This is a genomic window from Psychrobacillus sp. FSL K6-1267, assembly GCF_038003265.1.
GTDB lineage: Bacteria > Bacillota > Bacilli > Bacillales_A > Planococcaceae > Psychrobacillus > Psychrobacillus faecigallinarum.
In genome coordinates this window covers 1,351,817-1,368,521 of sequence record NZ_JBBOOR010000001.1, presented here as the reverse complement: position 1 = coordinate 1,368,521, position 16,705 = coordinate 1,351,817, and the positions used below count along the sequence as shown (strand labels likewise).

The following is a 16,705-nucleotide window of genomic DNA, read 5'->3' as shown; positions in this document are numbered from 1 at the left end:
TTATTCTCTCCCTTTCAAGATCATCTCAATAACAGCCATTCGGATATAAACACCATTTTCCATTTGCTTAAAAATCCTAGAACGCTCACATTCTACTAATTCGTTTGCAATTTCCACATCACGATTAAACGGAGCAGGGTGCATAATAATTGATCCTTCTTTCATCCTGCTTTCTCGCTCCAAAGTCAGACCATAGGATTGATGGTATTCTTCCTTTGAAAATGATATCGAACCATCGTGCCTTTCATGTTGCACTCGTAGCATCATTAAAACATCACTTACTTCAATTACATCATCAAAATTATTAGTAGATTCAAATTCTGCTTGCCATTCACGTGGACACACAAAATGAATTTTAGCTCCTAGCCTAGTTAAAGCATCTGCATTCGATCTTGCCACTCTACTATGCGCTATGTCCCCTACTATTGTGACTATTTTATCCTTCATTCCCCCAAATTCTTGCCAAATAGTAAAGATATCTAAAAGGCTTTGAGTGGGATGGTTTCCAGTTCCGTCCCCTCCATTGATGATTGCAGGTCTCAATTTCCCTACCAGTTCATTGAAATAGTTATTTTGTTCATGTCTTATAACTAATGCATCCAAGCCTATAGATTCTAGTACTTTTACTGTGTCATATAGTGTCTCACCCTTTAATGTACTAGAAAAATCCGCATCAAAAGGTAACACCTCCAGCTGTAGCTTTCTTTCAGCCATTTCAAAGCTCATTTTCGTTCTTGTACTCGGTTCGAAGAATAAGTTAGCCATTGTATATTTGTTTTTTAAAGTTGAGACGGCGCCTTCACGAAACGCTTGTGCTTGTTTTAAAATAGCTAGTATTTGTTCAACTGACAAATCTTTCATTGATACTAAATTTTTCATGAATATCCGCCTTTCTTTTATAAAAAAAACCTCCTCGAAAAATTCGAGAAGGTCCGTTAAGCATAACCAAAGTAGAGATTCTATAAGTAAAAATCTCTTTTTTGGTCCGAACCCTTCGCTGACTCTCTGTTCAACTTATTAAAAGGTCATTATTCTATTGTGTCATTTCCAGATGATTCAGCTTCTTTTCTTCCCGGAAGAATCCAGTTTAAAACTACTCCAACGATGGCAGCTAGTGCCATTCCTTCTATACTTAATGCTTCCGTTACGATAAATTTAGCTCCACCAATACCGATTACTAAGATAACAGATGCAATAACTAGGTTGCGACTGTTTCCAAAATCAATATTTGCTTCTACTAGCATGCGCAACCCACTAGAGGCAATAATCCCAAACAGCAGGATAGATACCCCTCCGAGAACTGCGGTAGGTATTGTTGTGATAAGCGCCATTCCTTTACCAAAGAAGGATAGCAAGATTGCAACAACTGCTGCTCCCATTATTACGTACACACTATAAACTCGTGTAATGGCTAACACACCAATATTTTCGCCATAAGTAGTCTTTGGTGGACCGCCGATTAGAGCACTTACAAATGTTCCTAACCCATCTCCAAGAAGTGAGCGATGTAAACCAGGCTCTTTAATATAGTCTCGATTTACAACCTTCCCTAATACTAATTGATGCCCAATATGTTCAGAGATAGTAACAATGACTATAGGAACCATAATGAGCAAGATTTTAGAAGTAACTTCAAAATCATAATGAACTCCTGGTACTAAGAAATCGGGTAACGCTAGGAAGCTTGCCTCTTTAACAGGAGTAAAATCTACAATTCCAATTAGTATAGAATAGAGATATCCAACTACTAAGCCAATCAAAATTGGCATGGTACTAATAATGTTTTTAAAGAAGATAGTACAAATGATTGCTGTAAACAATGTTACAAGTGCAGCAGAAAAATGTAAGAAACTATACTCTTTTAAACCTGTCTCTACATTTGTGATATTCATCGCCATGTCCACAGCAACTCCTGCTAATCCCAGACCAATAACCATAATTACCGGACCAACAACGATTGGTGGCAATAGCTTCATAATCCACTTGTATCCACTTTTCCAAATGATCAGTGACACAATACCATATACTAAACCTACAAATACTGCTCCAATCATTGCATTACCTGGATCAATAGCTTTACCCGATTCGCCAAGTCCATTTACTGCCAATAAAATTGGTGCTATGAAAGCAAATGAGGAACCTAGATAAGCCGGCACTTGAAATCGGGTTATCATTAAGAAAATGATTGTTGCTATACCACTAGTCAGTAACGCGATTGCGGGACTTAACCCTACAAGCTGTGGTACTAATATTGTTGAGCCAAACATCGCAAACATATGCTGAAAACTTAGAGTAATCAGTTGTCCGCTTGTAGGCTTGTCATTTACATCTAATATCGCTTTCGACATTTAAGGTCCCCACCTTTCTAGGATTATTCAAATATTGTTACAGCATCTACTTCGTCCGTCTCTGTAACTTTAACCACTATTTTTTCACTACTAGAGGTAGGAATGTTTTTACCTACATAATCTGCTCGGATTGGTAGCTCTCTGTGACCTCTATCTATCAACACGGCAAGTTGTATTTGGGATGGCCTTCCTAAATCCATTACTGCGTCCATCGCTGCTCGAACCGTTCTCCCAGTAAACAGAACATCGTCTACTAAAATAACCTTTTTGTTTGTAACATCATGTGTAATATCAACTTGTTGTACGAGTGGCTCGTTAGAAGCATTTTTTAAAGATAAATCATCTCTATACAATGTAATATCTAACTCACCCGTTTTGATTGGTTTACCTTCAATTTTTACGATTCTTTCTGCAAGTCTTTGCGCTAAAAATGTACCTCTAGTTTTTATCCCTACTAATATACACTCTTCAATTCCTTTGTTACGTTCAATAATTTCATGGGCAATTCTAGTGAGTGCCCTGTTGATAGCTTGCTCATCCAATATGCTTGCCTTTTCTTCCATACGATTACATCCTCCTATCCATAATATAAAAAAACCTCTTAAGCTAGAGAAGCCCAAGAGGTTGTATGTGCGCGATAAAATATAGTGAACCTATTAATCCGCAGAATAATAGTGAGTCACTTTCACATGTACCTTCTCAGCCTCTCTGGACTGTTATTAAAGGTGAAGCTATTCAATTTATTGTAATTAGTATAACGGACTATTCTTCTTTTGGCAATGATTGTTTTCGCAAGTCTTGCAACAAATCTGTAAAGTCCTCTGGTAGAGGATAAGAAAATTCTAAATACTCCCCTGTTCTTGGCTGTATGAAACCGAGAACTCCTGCATGTAGAACTTGACCATTAAAATCTATAGTCTTCTTCGGTCCATATTTAGGATCTCCTGCTAATGGATAACCGATATACTTCATATGAACACGAATTTGATGCGTTCTTCCAGTTTCCAACTGACATTCCACTAAAGTGAATTTGTTAAAACGTTCTAAAACACGGAAATGTGTTACAGCATGCTTACCGTTATCCACAACCGCCATGTTTTGACGCTCTTTTTTATCACGAGCAATCGGCGCATCAATTGTTCCTTTATCATGCGCGATATGTCCATGAACAAGTGCAGTGTATTTACGAGTAACTGTTTTCTTTACTAGCTGATCAACTAACGAAACATGGGCAACATCGTTTTTAGCAACCATTAGAAGGCCAGTTGTATCTTTATCAATACGATGGACAATTCCTGGGCGCAAAACTCCATTGATACCTGAAAGGTCCTTAATTTGATGCATTAGACCATTAACGAGCGTACCACTTAGATGACCAGGAGCAGGATGAACAACCATACCTCGTGGCTTGTACACTACCACTACATCCTCGTCTTCATAAACGATTTCAAGATTCAAGTTTTCTGCAACTATATCTAGCTCAACCGCTTCTGGTGGAGTTACTACAATTACATCGCCCTCTTTTACCTTGTAGCTTGTTTTTGCAGGCTCATTGTTGACTAAAACACTACCATCTTTTATAAAATTTTGAATTTGTGTACGAGACCAATCTGTTTCAAAAGAGGCAATTGCTTTATCAATTCTCTCTTTTTCCTGGTCCTTTTCAATAATAAACGTTAATTCTTCCATTATTTCACCTTTTTCTTTTCAGCTCGTTCTTCTCGTAGTATAAAAATAATTACAACCACAACTCCTAATGTTAGGGCAGCATCTGCAATATTAAAAATCGGAAAATCATAGTTAACAACCGGAATGAGTACATCTACAAAATCGACTACTTCACCTTTCCAAAGTCGATCTATAAAGTTTCCAATTGCTCCTCCTAATAAAAGCATTAATCCTACTTGAAAAAGAGGTTTCCCTTTTGCTTCCTTATGAAAGTAATAAATAATCGCAACAATCACAACTACAGTGATAACTGCAAAAAAACCTATTTGTCCTTGTAGCATACCCCATGCAGCACCACGATTACGATGTGAAAGCAGTGCAAAGTATGGGTCCCAAATCATAATTTGTTCACCAAGCGTCATATTTTTAACAACAAGCCATTTTGTCCATTGATCTAATGCAATGACAAATGCTGCTAGTCCATAAAATTTCCACACATTAATTCCCCCGATAATCAAATAAGCCTTAAAGACCTCTCTACGTTTGTTGCAGTGAATATTATATCCACCCACTAATTATTTAAAAAGATTTTTGCTGAATAATATTAAACAATCTACAATAGTTTACCATAGAAACCTATCCTACGTAAAAGAGCATCTATGATTTACAAAAGAAAAAATTAATTCTTTTATCTATTATTCAAACTTTTAGTGTAATTCATATTCATGTGATCTATCTTTCTAATCAAATGCTCTGTCTTAATTTTTTTAAAAAAGTGGCCCTATTTAGCATAGGGCCACTTTGTATATATTATACGTAATGTTTTTCTACTACTTCTGCACAGCGAGAGCAAAGTGTCGGGTGAGCTTCACTTTCTCCTACTGTTTCAGCAATAGTCCAGCAACGCTCACATTTTTCTCCGTCTGCTTTTTCAACTACAACGGATGAATTTTCAAGCACTAAACTGTTTGCTGGTGCTTCAGATTGAGAACCACCTAAAACAAACTTAGATACGATAAACAGTTGCGCGAAATCAATTGCGTCTGTGTCGAACAACGCTTTATATTCATCACTAACATACAACGTTACTTTTGCTTCTAATGATTTACCAATTGTTTTCGCATTACGAGCTTCCTCTAATGCTTTTAATACATCATCACGTAATCCCATGATTTTTTCCCATTTTGGAGCAAGTGCTTCAAATGCAGGATAGTCAAGAGCTTCTGGCATATCTGTTAATTGAACACTTTCTTCCTTCTCAAACTCCAAATAAGCCCAAAGCTCATCTGCTGTATGTGGAAGTATTGGTGTCAATAATTTTAATAAAGCAAGAAGTGTATCATACATCACAGTTTGCATTGCACGACGATCTTTGTCATCTGTTCCGTAAATATAAACAACGTCTTTAGCGATATCAAGATAGAATGAGCTCAATTCACCAGAAACAAAGTTATTAACAGTGTGATAAACTGTAGCAAAATCATAACGGTCATAAGCAGCTCTTACCGTTTTGATAACCTCTTGTAATTTCATATACATATATTGGTCTACTTCACGTAAGTTCTCAAATGCCACACGATCACTTGTTGGATTAAAGTCGCTAATATTCCCGTGTAAGAAACGAAGCGTATTACGGATTTTACGATAGACTTCTGTAACTTGTTTAATGATTGCATCAGATACACGAACATCCGCTGTATAATCTACAGATGCAACCCATAAACGTAGAATATCAGCACCTAATTGATTCATTACTTTAGCAGGGACTACAACATTCCCTAATGATTTACTCATTTTTCGACCATTACCGTCTAAAATGAAGCCGTGGCTTAATAACCCTTTGTATGGAGCATGACCATACATTGCAGTACTCGTAATTAGAGAAGAGTTAAACCATCCGCGATATTGGTCAGATCCTTCTAGATATAAATCTGCTGGGAATACTAAATCATCACGTTCCTCTAAGACACCATGGTAGGAAGAACCAGAGTCAAACCAAACGTCCATAATATCTGTTTCTTTTGTGAAAATTCCATTTGGACTATGTGGATGTGTGAACCCTTCAGGAAGTAACTCTTTTGCTTCTCTTTCAAACCAAATATTTGAACCATACTCACGGAATAGATTTGATACATGAGAGATAGTCTCTTCTGTTAAAATTGGTTCGCCGTCCTCTGCATAAAATACTGGAATTGGCACACCCCATACACGCTGACGAGAGATACACCAATCTCCACGATCACGAATCATATTATACAGACGAGTTTCTCCCCATGCTGGTGTAAATTTAGTATTGAGGATAGACTGCAATAATTCATCTCTGAAAGCCTCAATTGATGCAAACCATTGAGGAGTTGCACGATAGATAACAGGTTTTTTCGTACGCCAGTCATGTGGATATGAGTGAGTAAAGAATGTAAGCTTCTCTAATGCTCCTACTTTCTCTAATGCCTCAGTAATTGCTTTGTTTGCTGTATCATAGAATAGCCCTTCGAAGCCTGGTGCCTCAGCTGTCAGTACCCCACGCTCGTCAACAGGACAAAGCACATCTAGACCGTAAGCTTTTCCTACGTAGAAGTCGTCTTCCCCGTGGCCAGGTGCTGTATGAACACAGCCAGTACCTGATTCAGTTGTAACATGCTCTCCAAGGATTATTAAAGAGTCACGGTCATATAATGGGTGCTTAGCAACTAGACGATCCAATTCTTGACCAAGAATTGTTCGTTCAATAGAGTATTCTTCCCATCCTAGCTCAGCTGCTACAGATTCTGCTAAGTCTTTTGCAATTACATATTTGTTCCCTTTTGTTAGTACTACTGCGTATTCTACTCGTGGATGTAATGAAATTGCCAAGTTTGCAGGAATGGTCCAAGGAGTAGTAGTCCAAATAATGAACTTTGTCCCTTCTTCTAAAACACCCTTGCCATCTGTTACAGCAAAGCTAACATAAATAGAAGGAGATTTTTTGTCTTGGTATTCAATCTCAGCTTCTGCAAGGGCAGATTCACTTGAAGGTGACCAATAAACAGGCTTCAATCCTTTGTAGATGTAACCTTTCTTAGCCATAGCACCAAATACTTCAATTTGTCGCGATTCGAATTCAGGCTTTAATGTTACATAAGGATTATCCCAATCTCCACGAACGCCTAAACGTTTAAACTGTGATCGTTGGTTGTCAATTTGTTGGTATGCATAATCCTCACATAGCTTTCTAAATTCAGCCAGTGATAATTCCTTACGTTTAACACCTTTGTTAGTTAGAGCTTGTTCAATTGGTAGTCCATGTGTATCCCAACCTGGAACATAAGGAGCATGGAAGCCTGTCATCGATTTGTGACGAACAATCATGTCTTTAAGAACTTTGTTTAAAGCATGCCCAATATGAATATCACCATTCGCATACGGTGGGCCATCATGTAGAACAAAGAATGGACGCCCTTCCGTTCTTTCTAAAACTTTTTTATAAATATCCTGTTCTTCCCATTTTGCTTGGATATCTAACTCTTTCACTGGTAGATTTCCACGCATAGGAAAATCTGTTTTTGGCATTAATAGTGTGTCTTTGTACTCCATTTTTCTTCCTCCTTTGTTTTTCGCAGGTGCTGGTATAATTCATGGAAAATAAAAAAACCCCTCATCCCAAAAGGGACGAGAAGTTATGCTCGCGGTACCACCCTACTTGCGATCACTAAAAGTAACCGCCGCTTAGTATGTCGTAACGGGACATAATCCGAAGACACTTAAAAATTCAGTATCCTTGCTCCAAAGTGATCCACTAAAACGTTTCATTGCTTGAGCTCACACCATCCTCAAGTCGCTTTACAGAAATCATTTTTAGACGTCTTTTTCAATGCATATATATATGATATGAAATTATTATAGGAAATGTACGACCATCAGTCAAGAAATCTCTTATTCCTCTGTAGCAGAAATACGATCTACAGCTGTTGTATCTACATCATACTCCATCAAATGATTCCAGTCATCAGTATTAATAAGATCTAGTTGTGCCTCTACAAGCATTTTAAATCGATTTCGGAAAACTTTAGACTGTTTCTTCAACTCTTCAATTTCTAAGGCTATTTTTCGAGCTTTAGAAAGAGCTTCGTTGACAATACGATCTGCATTTTTCTCTGCTTCTTTTACTATGAGCTTTGCTTCTTTTTGTGAGTTGCGTCTAACTTCCTCAGCAGCCTCTTGCGCAACTACAATAGACTTATGTAAGGTTTCTTCTATAGACGTGAAATGACCAACCTTTTCACTGGAGGACTTTAATTTGAGCTCTAACTCTTTTTTTTCTTTGATAAGTATTTCTAAGTCCTTCATAATCTGATCAAGAAATTCATTTACTTCATCTTCATTGTAACCTCTAAATCCCTTACTGAACTCCTTGTTATGTATATCAAGTGGTGTTAGTGGCATCCTATCCATCTCCTTTACATACTAATGTTCTTCCCTCTATTATACATTTCAGACTGGTTGAATACATCTAAATTTCAAATTAAATTTAAGAAAATTATTTTTTTGGCTCTATTCTACCAATTTGAAGTCTTATTTTGTCTTTTTTGGTTCTTCCCTCTATCATCAATAATTTTATGCGACCAAATCCACGAATAGAAATCATATCTAGCTCTTGTAATTCCATAGACGGTTGGTCTTTTTCAGTCCAATTGACCTTTACTTTACCACTTTGAATAAGAGAAGCAGATTTTTGTCTAGATATATTGAAAATAGATGAAATAACAGTATCTAGCCTTAAAGAACTCACCGTGTGATTTTCTGATACCCATTCCTCGTGTTGTCTGAAATAATTGGAAGAGTCATCTACTACTTCGATATGAACCTTCACTTTTCCAATCCCAACAAAATTCGCCCTCACATAATCTAAAACCTCTGTAGCAACAACAAATTGAATCGAGCCTTCCTCCACTCGAATGTCTCCAAATTTACTCCGGTCAATTCCTAGGGACATCATCGAGCCAAGCACGTCTTTATGCTTTAAGGTAACAAACTTTTGAGGATATTTTACTTCAACTACAGTCATATTATAATCTTCTTCTGTTGGTTCAAAATATGACGGATATAGAAGTACTCTTCTTCTTTCAGCATCTTCTAATGCTCCTGCTGCACTTGACTCAATAGAATCATATTGTCCGCGCACAGAATTTAAAATAAACTGCTGCCTAGGATCTAGAAAATCAGTTAGCCTTGGAGCATAACGATCTTCAACTTCGCGCATCATATTAGTGGTTTGTTCAATAAATGGTTGCTCTTCTTTTCTAAAATGCTGTAATAGATGTTCCATACTGCTGAGACCTCGCTGAAATTTATAGTAAGAAAACACGCTAGCATCCTTGCAGGGATACTTTTCCAATAAGACATGGATCAAAGTCTTTGTTTACCCTTTAAGCGCGCTTGGCATTGGTTTTATCGATAAGAGCCACTTGCTCCTACAAAAAAACCTCACTAATGTGAGGTTAAATGAATTGACCTAAAGATAAAATTCCTCTCATAGCTATATTTAAAACAAAAATAGCTACAATCGGAGAAATATCAATCATACCGATTGGTGGAATGATTTTGCGAAATGGCTCTAAATAGGGCTCACATATTTTCCCTAAAAACTGCCCTATTGCAGATTCACGCACATTGGGTACCCACGACATAAAGATATAAATAATCAATGCAAATGAGTATATTTGTACTAATTGAGCTAACAAAACTAATATTAAATCCATTGTAAGTAACTCCTCTATTAATCTAGATCGTTATAGTAATAATCTGAAATCGAACCTGCAACTTCTACGGAATCAGGAGCACATAGGAAAATATCTGTTCCAATTCGTTGAATGTCTCCACCTAAAGCATATACTGTTCCACTTAGAAAGTCGATTATTCGGATTCCTTGTTCCTTATCGATTCGTTGCAAATTAACTATAACGGCTTTTTTATTCTTTAAATGCTCAGAAATATCTTGCGCCTCCGCATATACTCTTGGCTCGATTAAGATTACCTTAGAGGATTTTTGCATATTTTGTATACTTACAAGATTGGTTGCAGCAGTTTCCTTAGGAGCAGTATTGAATTTTCGTTCCTTAGCGTAAGACTTAACAGGCTGTTGTTTTATTTGTTGAGGTTCTACAGGCTGCTGCTGTGGTCTTTGCTGTTGTTGTGGAACAGATGTATCTTCATCCTCTTCTAAATAGAAAAAGTTTTTTACCCAATTTTTCATACTCATTCATCCTCCTTGTCTTTACCGACTAATGCAGTTCCTATTCTTACAAATGTTGCTCCTTCTTCAATAGCAATTTCATAATCTCCAGACATACCCATAGATAATTCTGTACAAGGAGCATGAGGCTGTTGTTTTGCAGCTATTCTCGTTTGTAGCTTTTTTAAATCACTGAAAACCTGTCTTATAAGCGAATCATCATCCGTATTAGGTGCCATTGTCATAAGACCAACAACACGTATTCGAGAATAGTCTTTAAGTTCATCAATAAATAACTCGGCTTCTTCTAAAGAAAGGCCATGCTTAGACTCTTCCTTCGAAACATTTACCTGAACAAAGCAATCTTTCACTGTGCTTGCTCTTTTTTCAATTTCGTCAGCTAAGCTTTTCCGGTCTAAAGAGTGCAAGTAATCTATCTCATTAATAACCGATTTTACTTTTCTAGTTTGTAAAGAGCCTATGTAGTGCCATTTAACATCAGCTGAAATAGCTTCAATTTTTTTCATTAATCCTTCTGGTCGATTCTCACCAAGATGTAAAATTTCATTTTGTATAACTTCCTCTGTCCGCTTTACAGAAACTTCTTTTGTAACTGCGATCAGAGTTACATCCTTTATATTTCGATTAGCTCGTACGCAAGATTTTTCTATATTCTTTTGGATACTGATTAAATTACTTTTAACATTTGACATATAAAACCAACTCTTCATCTTTTGTTTTGTTCATTGTATCAATGAAATGGCGTTTTATCAATAAAGAACAGTACCTATTCTCGGTTTTTTGAAACGATTATTACATCTTTTCCAATTATCGCTATATTTTGTATGTCAATTTTTTTAGTTTCTCTTTTTTTATTAAAAAATGTGGGGTATGCCCCATTAGTTTCCACTATAAAAGAAGTTATAAAACCTGTTTCTTTGTCTATTTCAGCGTCTACTATAAACCCTAGCAATTGGCCGGAGTTTGCCTCGATGACTTCTTTTTGCTGTGCATCTGAAAATTTCATCAGTTCCCTCCCTTTTTCTTAGTATATTCATGAAAATAGAAAAAAACGCTTTTTCGAATGAAGAAAAAGCGTCAATTTGTTTTTTAAGTTACTTTGGATTTAACTGGCTTTGAATAGTAGATAACGCACTTTTTTCTAAACGTGATATTTGAGCCTGGGATAATCCCAAGTCTGTAGCTATTTCTGTTTGGGTAGCACCAAAATAAATTCTCTTCGTTAGAATTTTTCGCTGTCTAGAATCTAAATTCTGAAAGCTTTCCTTTACGGTGAAATATGTTACCCACTGATCTTCCGATACATCATTATCACATAATTGGTCCATCATATAGATAGCATCTCCCCCATCACTAAAAATAGGTTCTTGTAGGGAAACAGGGTCTTGAATAGCGTCTAAAGAAAGTAATATATCTTCAACAGGAATTTCTAATATTTTTGATAAATCTTCTAATGTCGGTTCTTCCAGATGTTCGTTAATATATTGTTCTTTCGCTTTCATCGCCTTGTAAGCGATATCTCTTAAAGAACGAGAAACACGTACAGAATGATGGTCACGTAGATGCCTTTTTATCTCCCCTATAATCATAGGCACCGCATACGTAGAAAACCGAACATTATGTTTTAAATCAAAATTTTCAATGGACTTAATTAATCCTATACAGCCGACTTGAAACAAATCGTCCGCCTGTTCTCCTCTATATGCGAATCGTTGAACTAGACTTAAAACTAGTCTTAAATTACCCATAACTAATTCATCTTTAACTGATTCTTCTCCACCCTGTAAACGTATAAATAATGCTTTCATTTCTTCATGGGATAGTAAAGGAAGCTTTGATGTGTCAATGCCGCATAATTCTACTTTTGTTCTCGTCATAGTTCTTCCTCCGGACTTTTTAATAGTTCTTAGTCAGTTTGTCCTGAGGTTAAAAGATTATTCCGAGCTCGGCTATCCAATTTCACCCATTAGGCGATTGGCTCGTTCAACACTTCTTTTAAATCTAATATGATTTTTTTCTCTAAACGTGATATATATGACTGTGAAATTCCGAGATGATCCGCAACCTCTTTTTGTGTCATTTCCTCTTGTCCATTGAGTCCGAATCTGCATTGCATAATATATTTCTCTCGATTTCCCAATAAGTTAATTGCTTCAAAAACATGCTGTCTCTCTAATTTTTTTTCTACATCCTCGATGATTAAATCCTCGCTTGTACCTAAAATATCAGATAGTAATAATTCATTTCCATCCGAATCAGAATTCAATGGTTCATCAAAGGAAACCTCTGATTTCATACGATTTGTTTTTCTTAAATGCATGAGAATTTCGTTTTCTATACATCTAGAAGCATAGGTAGCCAGTTTAATTCCTTTATCTAAATTAAATGTTTCAACTGCTTTTATAAGACCAATTGAACCAATGCTTATCAAATCTTCTATGTTAGTGTTTGTTTGATCAAACCTTCTTGCAATATATACAACTAATCGTAAATTTCTTTCGATTAATACGTCTCTAGCATGCTCATCTCCATCCATAAAGGCTAACAACATTTCACGTTCCTCATCTCTCGTCAATGGTTTTGGCAGCGACTCACTTCCACCAATATAATGGACTCCCTTTCTTTTAAACGAGAGAATCCAAAAGTAAAATCGACGTAGCAAATTTAATATCATTATTTAACACTCCTTTTTTTAAGATGATAGTAAGTGGAACTATGCAATATCCCATCTGCTTCATGAGGAAATTTGTCCTTGCCTCTAGTTAAAACAATATAACCTTTTGGTAATGGTTGATCGTTAACAATCCATTCTTCATATTTAATACCTATAACCCACGACTTCTCTTTCTGCACTGTAGCAATCGGTATTAAACGTACTTTGCTGGCATATTCTTTTGGAAGCATATCCAAACCTTTGTAATGCGTACTATCCCAGCTATTAATCACTTCATAAAGAATATCTGGAAGGATTGGTTTGAGAGCTTCTGCGGCTATAAAATGTACTGGATCATTAGAAAGAGGCTCCGTGCATACGTTTCCCGAATCGATAAATAATATGAGTTCTTTAGTTTGATCGAATAGCCTGATGCTTGAAGGATAAATAAGTTCTCTTTCCGTTTGTGAGATATGAAGGTGCAATACATGTTTAGTAAGAAGGTATAGACCACCTGTAGCAATAACTGCATAGTTAAGAATCATGAATGAATTGCTAGCGTTACTGTACATAGGGGCAATGGCTGTAAGTAATCCACCTGCAAAAATACTTGCGAGTAAAGTTAATGTAATAGCCTTGACGATTTGTGTCCTTTTTTTCCAGAATGCTATTCCTATCATGAGAAAGAAAGTTAAAAATAGCGTACTGAAATGATTTGAAAAAACAACTGTTATCACTCCCGCAACAAAGGCCGACAGAAGCAGGTATCTTTTTTGGTTTTCAATCCAGCCAATTCTGTTTGCAAACGCTAAAACGGTATAGTTGAAAAATGTGTTTGTTGCAATCATAACTTCTGCGTACATAGCTCTCCTCCTTTTGATAAAAGCTTAACACCCAATTTATAAGAAATTTGTCAAAGGAACGTCCAAAAGTAAATTTTTTAAACGACAAAATCCCATAAGTAAATATTAAATAAGTAACGATTGTAGCTAATAAATAAGAGACTTTTAAGAAGAGAAAGAAGACTAAATATGCAAAAAATAAGTGAAAGGTTATTTAATTGTTATTCGACTTTAAATATCTCTTGAATGGTCATAAAATTTTCTATCCGGTCATAAATGTCGGCCCAAGGACGTATACTTGCTGATTCTGATATTATTTTCTTCAATAATATCTTCCTAAAAGATAGTAATGATTAAAGAATGCATCTTTCTATATTTTTTTGGCCATTTAATATTCTTTATTAAACACAAAAAAGCAACCACCATTAATGGTGATTGCTTTTTATCTAGAAACGTTTAGATTAGCTTCTACGATTACGATTACGCAAGAATGTTGGAATATCTAACGCATCGTCTTGTTGATGATGAGTTGGATTTGGACGTTCTTGTTGAAAAGAAGGCTGTTGTGGCTGTGGTTCTTCTTTTCTAGTTTCACGGTGTGGAGTTGTAGCTGCCTGTTGTGCACGTGCAGCTCCAAAGCCTGTCCCTCTTGGTTGTTTTTGTGTAATCACTTCTTCGTTAAAACCTGTTGCAATAACTGTTACTACGATTTCATCCTTCAGATTATCATTGATTACAGAACCGAAAATCATGTTAACTTCCTCATCAGACGCAGATGCTACAATGTCCGCAGCTTCTTGTACCTCAAATAGAGAAAGGTTAGATCCACCTGTAATATTCATTAAAACACCTGTAGCTCCGTCAATAGAAGTTTCAAGTAATGGGCTTGAGATTGCTTTTTTAGCAGCCTCTGCAGCACGATTCTCTCCAGCAGAGATACCTATACCCATAAGTGCTGCTCCTTTATTGGACATAATAGTTTTAACGTCAGCAAAGTCGAGGTTTATAAGACCAGGAACAGCGATTAAGTCAGAGATACCTTGAACCCCTTGACGAAGAACGTTATCAGCTTCTCTAAATGCTTCAAGCATCGGAGTATTTTTGTCTACGATTTCTAATAGACGGTCATTAGGAATAACGATTAACGTATCGACAGCTTCCTTCATCATACCAATCCCGCCTACAGCCTGTGTAGAGCGTTTACGGCCTTCAAATGTAAATGGACGTGTAACTACTCCGACAGTCAAAGCCCCTAAATCACGAGCGATTTGAGCGATTACAGGTGCAGCTCCAGTACCGGTTCCTCCACCCATACCAGCAGTAACGAAAACCATGTCTGCTCCTCTAAGCGCTTCTTCGATTAACTCTTTGCTTTCTTCTGCTGCTTTTTTTCCTACTTCTGGGTTAGCTCCTGCACCAAGCCCACGAGTCAGCTTGCCTCCGATTTGTAGCTTTACTTCGGCTTTTGACATGTTAAGAGCTTGAGCATCTGTATTAACCGCAATAAAGTCTACACCTTGAACTCCATGTTCAATCATTCGATTTACTGCGTTGTTACCGCCGCCACCTACTCCAATAACTTTAATAATTGCTAATTGATCTTCATTTGTTTCAAATTCTAACATGCTATTGCCTCCTATATCTTTCAACTATGATAAAGTTTTTTCATTCAAAGAACTTGTCAAACAGTTTCTTCGCTTTACTCATTGCACTCTCTTTGTTCTCATTGTTTGCATTTTTTTGTGGTTGTTTTTGTTTTTTAGTACTTGCTACTACTTCATTGTGTGCCGTTTGAGATAATGCATGGCTATTGCCAATTTTACCATAGAAAAGATCTTCTTTATAGGCATATCTTATAAGGCCAACAGCTGTTGTATATTGTGGTTCCCTAACGCCGATATAATCTGGTGTATATAGGCGGACACGTGATTGTAATATATGTCTCGCTAATTGACCAATACCTTCAAGCTTAGCTACACCGCCGGTAATTACTACTCCACCCGGTAGATCTTGCAAGCCCATGCGGTAGAATTCTTCTAAGATTAACTCGAACAATTCCTCTAAGCGCACACCGATAATTTCGGCAATATAACGTTGGGAATATTGTTCTTTCATGTCTGCTCCAATAACTGGTACTTCAAACAACTCATCATCTGAAGCATCATCGTAAAAGGCATGTCCATATCTTAATTTTATCATTTCCGCTTGTTCAGTTGGTGTTTTCAACACAATCGATAAATCTTTAGTAATATGGTCACCACCTACAGGTATAACAGAAGTATTAACTAAATGCCCTTCTCTGAAAATAGCAATGGTTGTAGAACCTCCACCTATGTCAATATAAGCGGTTCCGTGATTCTTTTCATCTTCTGTTAATGCAAAATGTCCTGCTGCCAAAGGTTGTAAGTAAATCTCTCTAATTTGAAGACCAGCTCTTTCCACACATCGTAGAACGTTATGTAAAATTGTTTTTGATGTAGTCATCATTATACCGTCCAATTCAAGACGAGTACCAATCATGCCTCGAGGGTCTTTAATCTCTTCTAAGTGATCCACGATAAATTGTTTTGGAGCTATGTTAATAAGTTCTCTTTCTGGTGGGATAGACATTACCTGTGCAGATTCTAATACACGATCTAAATCAGCATCTGTTATTTCTCTGTCCTCACGATTGACAGCTACTACACCTTTGACATTTTGTATATTTGCTAAATTAGCGGGTATACCTAGCACAATTTCTTGAATGGACATCCCTATCATTCTCTCAGCCTCACCAACGGCCTTTTTAATGGATTGAACAGTTGCATCTATATCAACAATGGTGCCTTTTCGTATACCGTTCGATTTAACATTTCCTACTCCTATTACATGCAGCGAGTCATCACTCATTTCGCCTATTAATACTTTAATGGAAGACGATCCAATATCCAATGATACGTACAATTCTGATTGATTCACCCGT

At 36.7% G+C, this 16,705-nt stretch carries 17 protein-coding genes and 1 other annotated feature; all 17 genes read right to left on the bottom strand.

What is annotated here, in order from left to right:
* Complete coding sequence (locus MHB55_RS06670) at nt 1-879, bottom strand: aspartate carbamoyltransferase catalytic subunit (RefSeq protein WP_340862858.1); 879 nt, start codon at nt 877-879, stop codon at nt 1-3.
* 149 nt (nt 880-1,028) lie between these two features.
* On the bottom strand, nt 1,029-2,348 hold the full coding sequence (locus MHB55_RS06665) for a uracil-xanthine permease family protein (RefSeq protein ID WP_154311177.1): 1,320 nt from the start codon (nt 2,346-2,348) through the stop codon (nt 1,029-1,031).
* Nucleotides 2,349-2,371: 23 nt separating this feature from the next.
* Nucleotides 2,372-2,911, bottom strand: coding sequence for a bifunctional pyr operon transcriptional regulator/uracil phosphoribosyltransferase PyrR (gene pyrR, locus MHB55_RS06660; protein WP_144537978.1), 540 nt, complete (start codon nt 2,909-2,911; stop codon nt 2,372-2,374).
* 199 nt (nt 2,912-3,110) lie between these two features.
* Nucleotides 3,111-4,037, bottom strand: a complete 927-nt coding sequence (locus MHB55_RS06655; protein ID WP_144537977.1) for an RluA family pseudouridine synthase — start codon at nt 4,035-4,037, stop codon at nt 3,111-3,113.
* Nucleotides 4,037-4,513 (bottom strand): signal peptidase II, encoded by a 477-nt coding sequence (gene lspA / locus MHB55_RS06650; RefSeq protein WP_144537976.1) that lies wholly within the window; start codon nt 4,511-4,513, stop codon nt 4,037-4,039. The genes MHB55_RS06655 and lspA overlap by 1 nt, the downstream gene beginning before the upstream one ends.
* Nucleotides 4,514-4,826: 313 nt before the next feature.
* The gene (gene ileS / locus MHB55_RS06645; RefSeq protein WP_340862857.1) at nt 4,827-7,589 is read right to left on the bottom strand and encodes an isoleucine--tRNA ligase; all 2,763 of its coding nucleotides are present in this window, start codon (nt 7,587-7,589) and stop codon (nt 4,827-4,829) included.
* Nucleotides 7,590-7,657: 68 nt separating this feature from the next.
* Nucleotides 7,658-7,876 (bottom strand) — a binding site (T-box leader).
* A gap of 52 nt (nt 7,877-7,928) precedes the next feature.
* Nucleotides 7,929-8,438, bottom strand: coding sequence for a DivIVA domain-containing protein (locus tag MHB55_RS06640; protein WP_144537974.1), 510 nt, complete (start codon nt 8,436-8,438; stop codon nt 7,929-7,931).
* Between the two features lie 94 nt (nt 8,439-8,532).
* Complete coding sequence (locus tag MHB55_RS06635) at nt 8,533-9,321, bottom strand: YlmH family RNA-binding protein (protein WP_340862856.1); 789 nt, start codon at nt 9,319-9,321, stop codon at nt 8,533-8,535.
* Nucleotides 9,322-9,493: 172 nt separating this feature from the next.
* Nucleotides 9,494-9,754: a YggT family protein gene (locus MHB55_RS06630; RefSeq protein ID WP_144537972.1), complete on the bottom strand. Its 261-nt coding sequence runs from the start codon at nt 9,752-9,754 to the stop codon at nt 9,494-9,496.
* A 17-nt stretch (nt 9,755-9,771) separates the two neighbouring features.
* A complete protein-coding gene (locus MHB55_RS06625; protein WP_144537971.1) occupies nt 9,772-10,254 on the bottom strand; it encodes a cell division protein SepF in 483 nt (160 codons plus the stop codon).
* Nucleotides 10,251-10,940, bottom strand: a complete 690-nt coding sequence (locus MHB55_RS06620) for a YggS family pyridoxal phosphate-dependent enzyme (RefSeq protein ID WP_340862855.1) — start codon at nt 10,938-10,940, stop codon at nt 10,251-10,253. The genes MHB55_RS06625 and MHB55_RS06620 overlap by 4 nt, the downstream gene beginning before the upstream one ends.
* Before the next feature lie 74 nt (nt 10,941-11,014).
* Nucleotides 11,015-11,254 (bottom strand): YlmC/YmxH family sporulation protein, encoded by a 240-nt coding sequence (locus MHB55_RS06615; RefSeq protein ID WP_144537969.1) that lies wholly within the window; start codon nt 11,252-11,254, stop codon nt 11,015-11,017.
* 88 nt (nt 11,255-11,342) lie between these two features.
* Nucleotides 11,343-12,125 carry an RNA polymerase sporulation sigma factor SigG gene (gene sigG / locus MHB55_RS06610; protein ID WP_144537968.1) on the bottom strand — a complete coding sequence of 261 codons (783 nt, stop codon included), beginning with the start codon at nt 12,123-12,125 and terminating at the stop codon, nt 11,343-11,345.
* 89 nt (nt 12,126-12,214) lie between these two features.
* Entirely contained in the window at nt 12,215-12,922 is a 708-nt protein-coding gene (gene sigE, locus MHB55_RS06605; protein ID WP_144537967.1) for an RNA polymerase sporulation sigma factor SigE, read from the bottom strand.
* A complete protein-coding gene (locus MHB55_RS06600) occupies nt 12,922-13,764 on the bottom strand; it encodes a sigma-E processing peptidase SpoIIGA (protein ID WP_151110633.1) in 843 nt (280 codons plus the stop codon). The genes sigE and MHB55_RS06600 overlap by 1 nt, the downstream gene beginning before the upstream one ends.
* 440 nt (nt 13,765-14,204) lie before the next feature.
* A complete protein-coding gene (gene ftsZ, locus MHB55_RS06595; protein WP_144537965.1) occupies nt 14,205-15,368 on the bottom strand; it encodes a cell division protein FtsZ in 1,164 nt (387 codons plus the stop codon).
* A gap of 40 nt (nt 15,369-15,408) precedes the next feature.
* Nucleotides 15,409-16,701, bottom strand: a complete 1,293-nt coding sequence (gene ftsA / locus MHB55_RS06590; protein ID WP_144537964.1) for a cell division protein FtsA — start codon at nt 16,699-16,701, stop codon at nt 15,409-15,411.
* Between the last annotated feature and the right edge of the window lie 4 nt (nt 16,702-16,705).

Bases quoted from the DNA above. Each gene is read 5' to 3' on its own strand.
- MHB55_RS06620 (WP_340862855.1), bottom strand. From the start codon at position 10,940: ATGTCAAATGTTAAAAGTAATTTAATCAGTATCCAAAAGAATATAGAA.
- sigG (WP_144537968.1), bottom strand. From the start codon at position 12,125: ATGACGAGAACAAAAGTAGAATTATGCGGCATTGACACATCAAAGCTT.
- MHB55_RS06670 (WP_340862858.1), bottom strand. From the start codon at position 879: ATGAAAAATTTAGTATCAATGAAAGATTTGTCAGTTGAACAAATACTA.
- sigE (WP_144537967.1), bottom strand. From the start codon at position 12,922: ATGATATTAAATTTGCTACGTCGATTTTACTTTTGGATTCTCTCGTTT.
- ftsZ (WP_144537965.1), bottom strand. From the start codon at position 15,368: ATGTTAGAATTTGAAACAAATGAAGATCAATTAGCAATTATTAAAGTT.
- MHB55_RS06625 (WP_144537971.1), bottom strand. From the start codon at position 10,254: ATGAGTATGAAAAATTGGGTAAAAAACTTTTTCTATTTAGAAGAGGAT.
- MHB55_RS06665 (WP_154311177.1), bottom strand. From the start codon at position 2,348: ATGTCGAAAGCGATATTAGATGTAAATGACAAGCCTACAAGCGGACAA.
- MHB55_RS06655 (WP_144537977.1), bottom strand. From the start codon at position 4,037: ATGGAAGAATTAACGTTTATTATTGAAAAGGACCAGGAAAAAGAGAGA.
- MHB55_RS06630 (WP_144537972.1), bottom strand. From the start codon at position 9,754: ATGGATTTAATATTAGTTTTGTTAGCTCAATTAGTACAAATATACTCA.
- MHB55_RS06635 (WP_340862856.1), bottom strand. From the start codon at position 9,321: ATGGAACATCTATTACAGCATTTTAGAAAAGAAGAGCAACCATTTATT.
- ileS (WP_340862857.1), bottom strand. From the start codon at position 7,589: ATGGAGTACAAAGACACACTATTAATGCCAAAAACAGATTTTCCTATG.
- MHB55_RS06600 (WP_151110633.1), bottom strand. From the start codon at position 13,764: ATGTACGCAGAAGTTATGATTGCAACAAACACATTTTTCAACTATACC.
- MHB55_RS06615 (WP_144537969.1), bottom strand. From the start codon at position 11,254: ATGAAATTTTCAGATGCACAGCAAAAAGAAGTCATCGAGGCAAACTCC.
- pyrR (WP_144537978.1), bottom strand. From the start codon at position 2,911: ATGGAAGAAAAGGCAAGCATATTGGATGAGCAAGCTATCAACAGGGCA.
- MHB55_RS06640 (WP_144537974.1), bottom strand. From the start codon at position 8,438: ATGCCACTAACACCACTTGATATACATAACAAGGAGTTCAGTAAGGGA.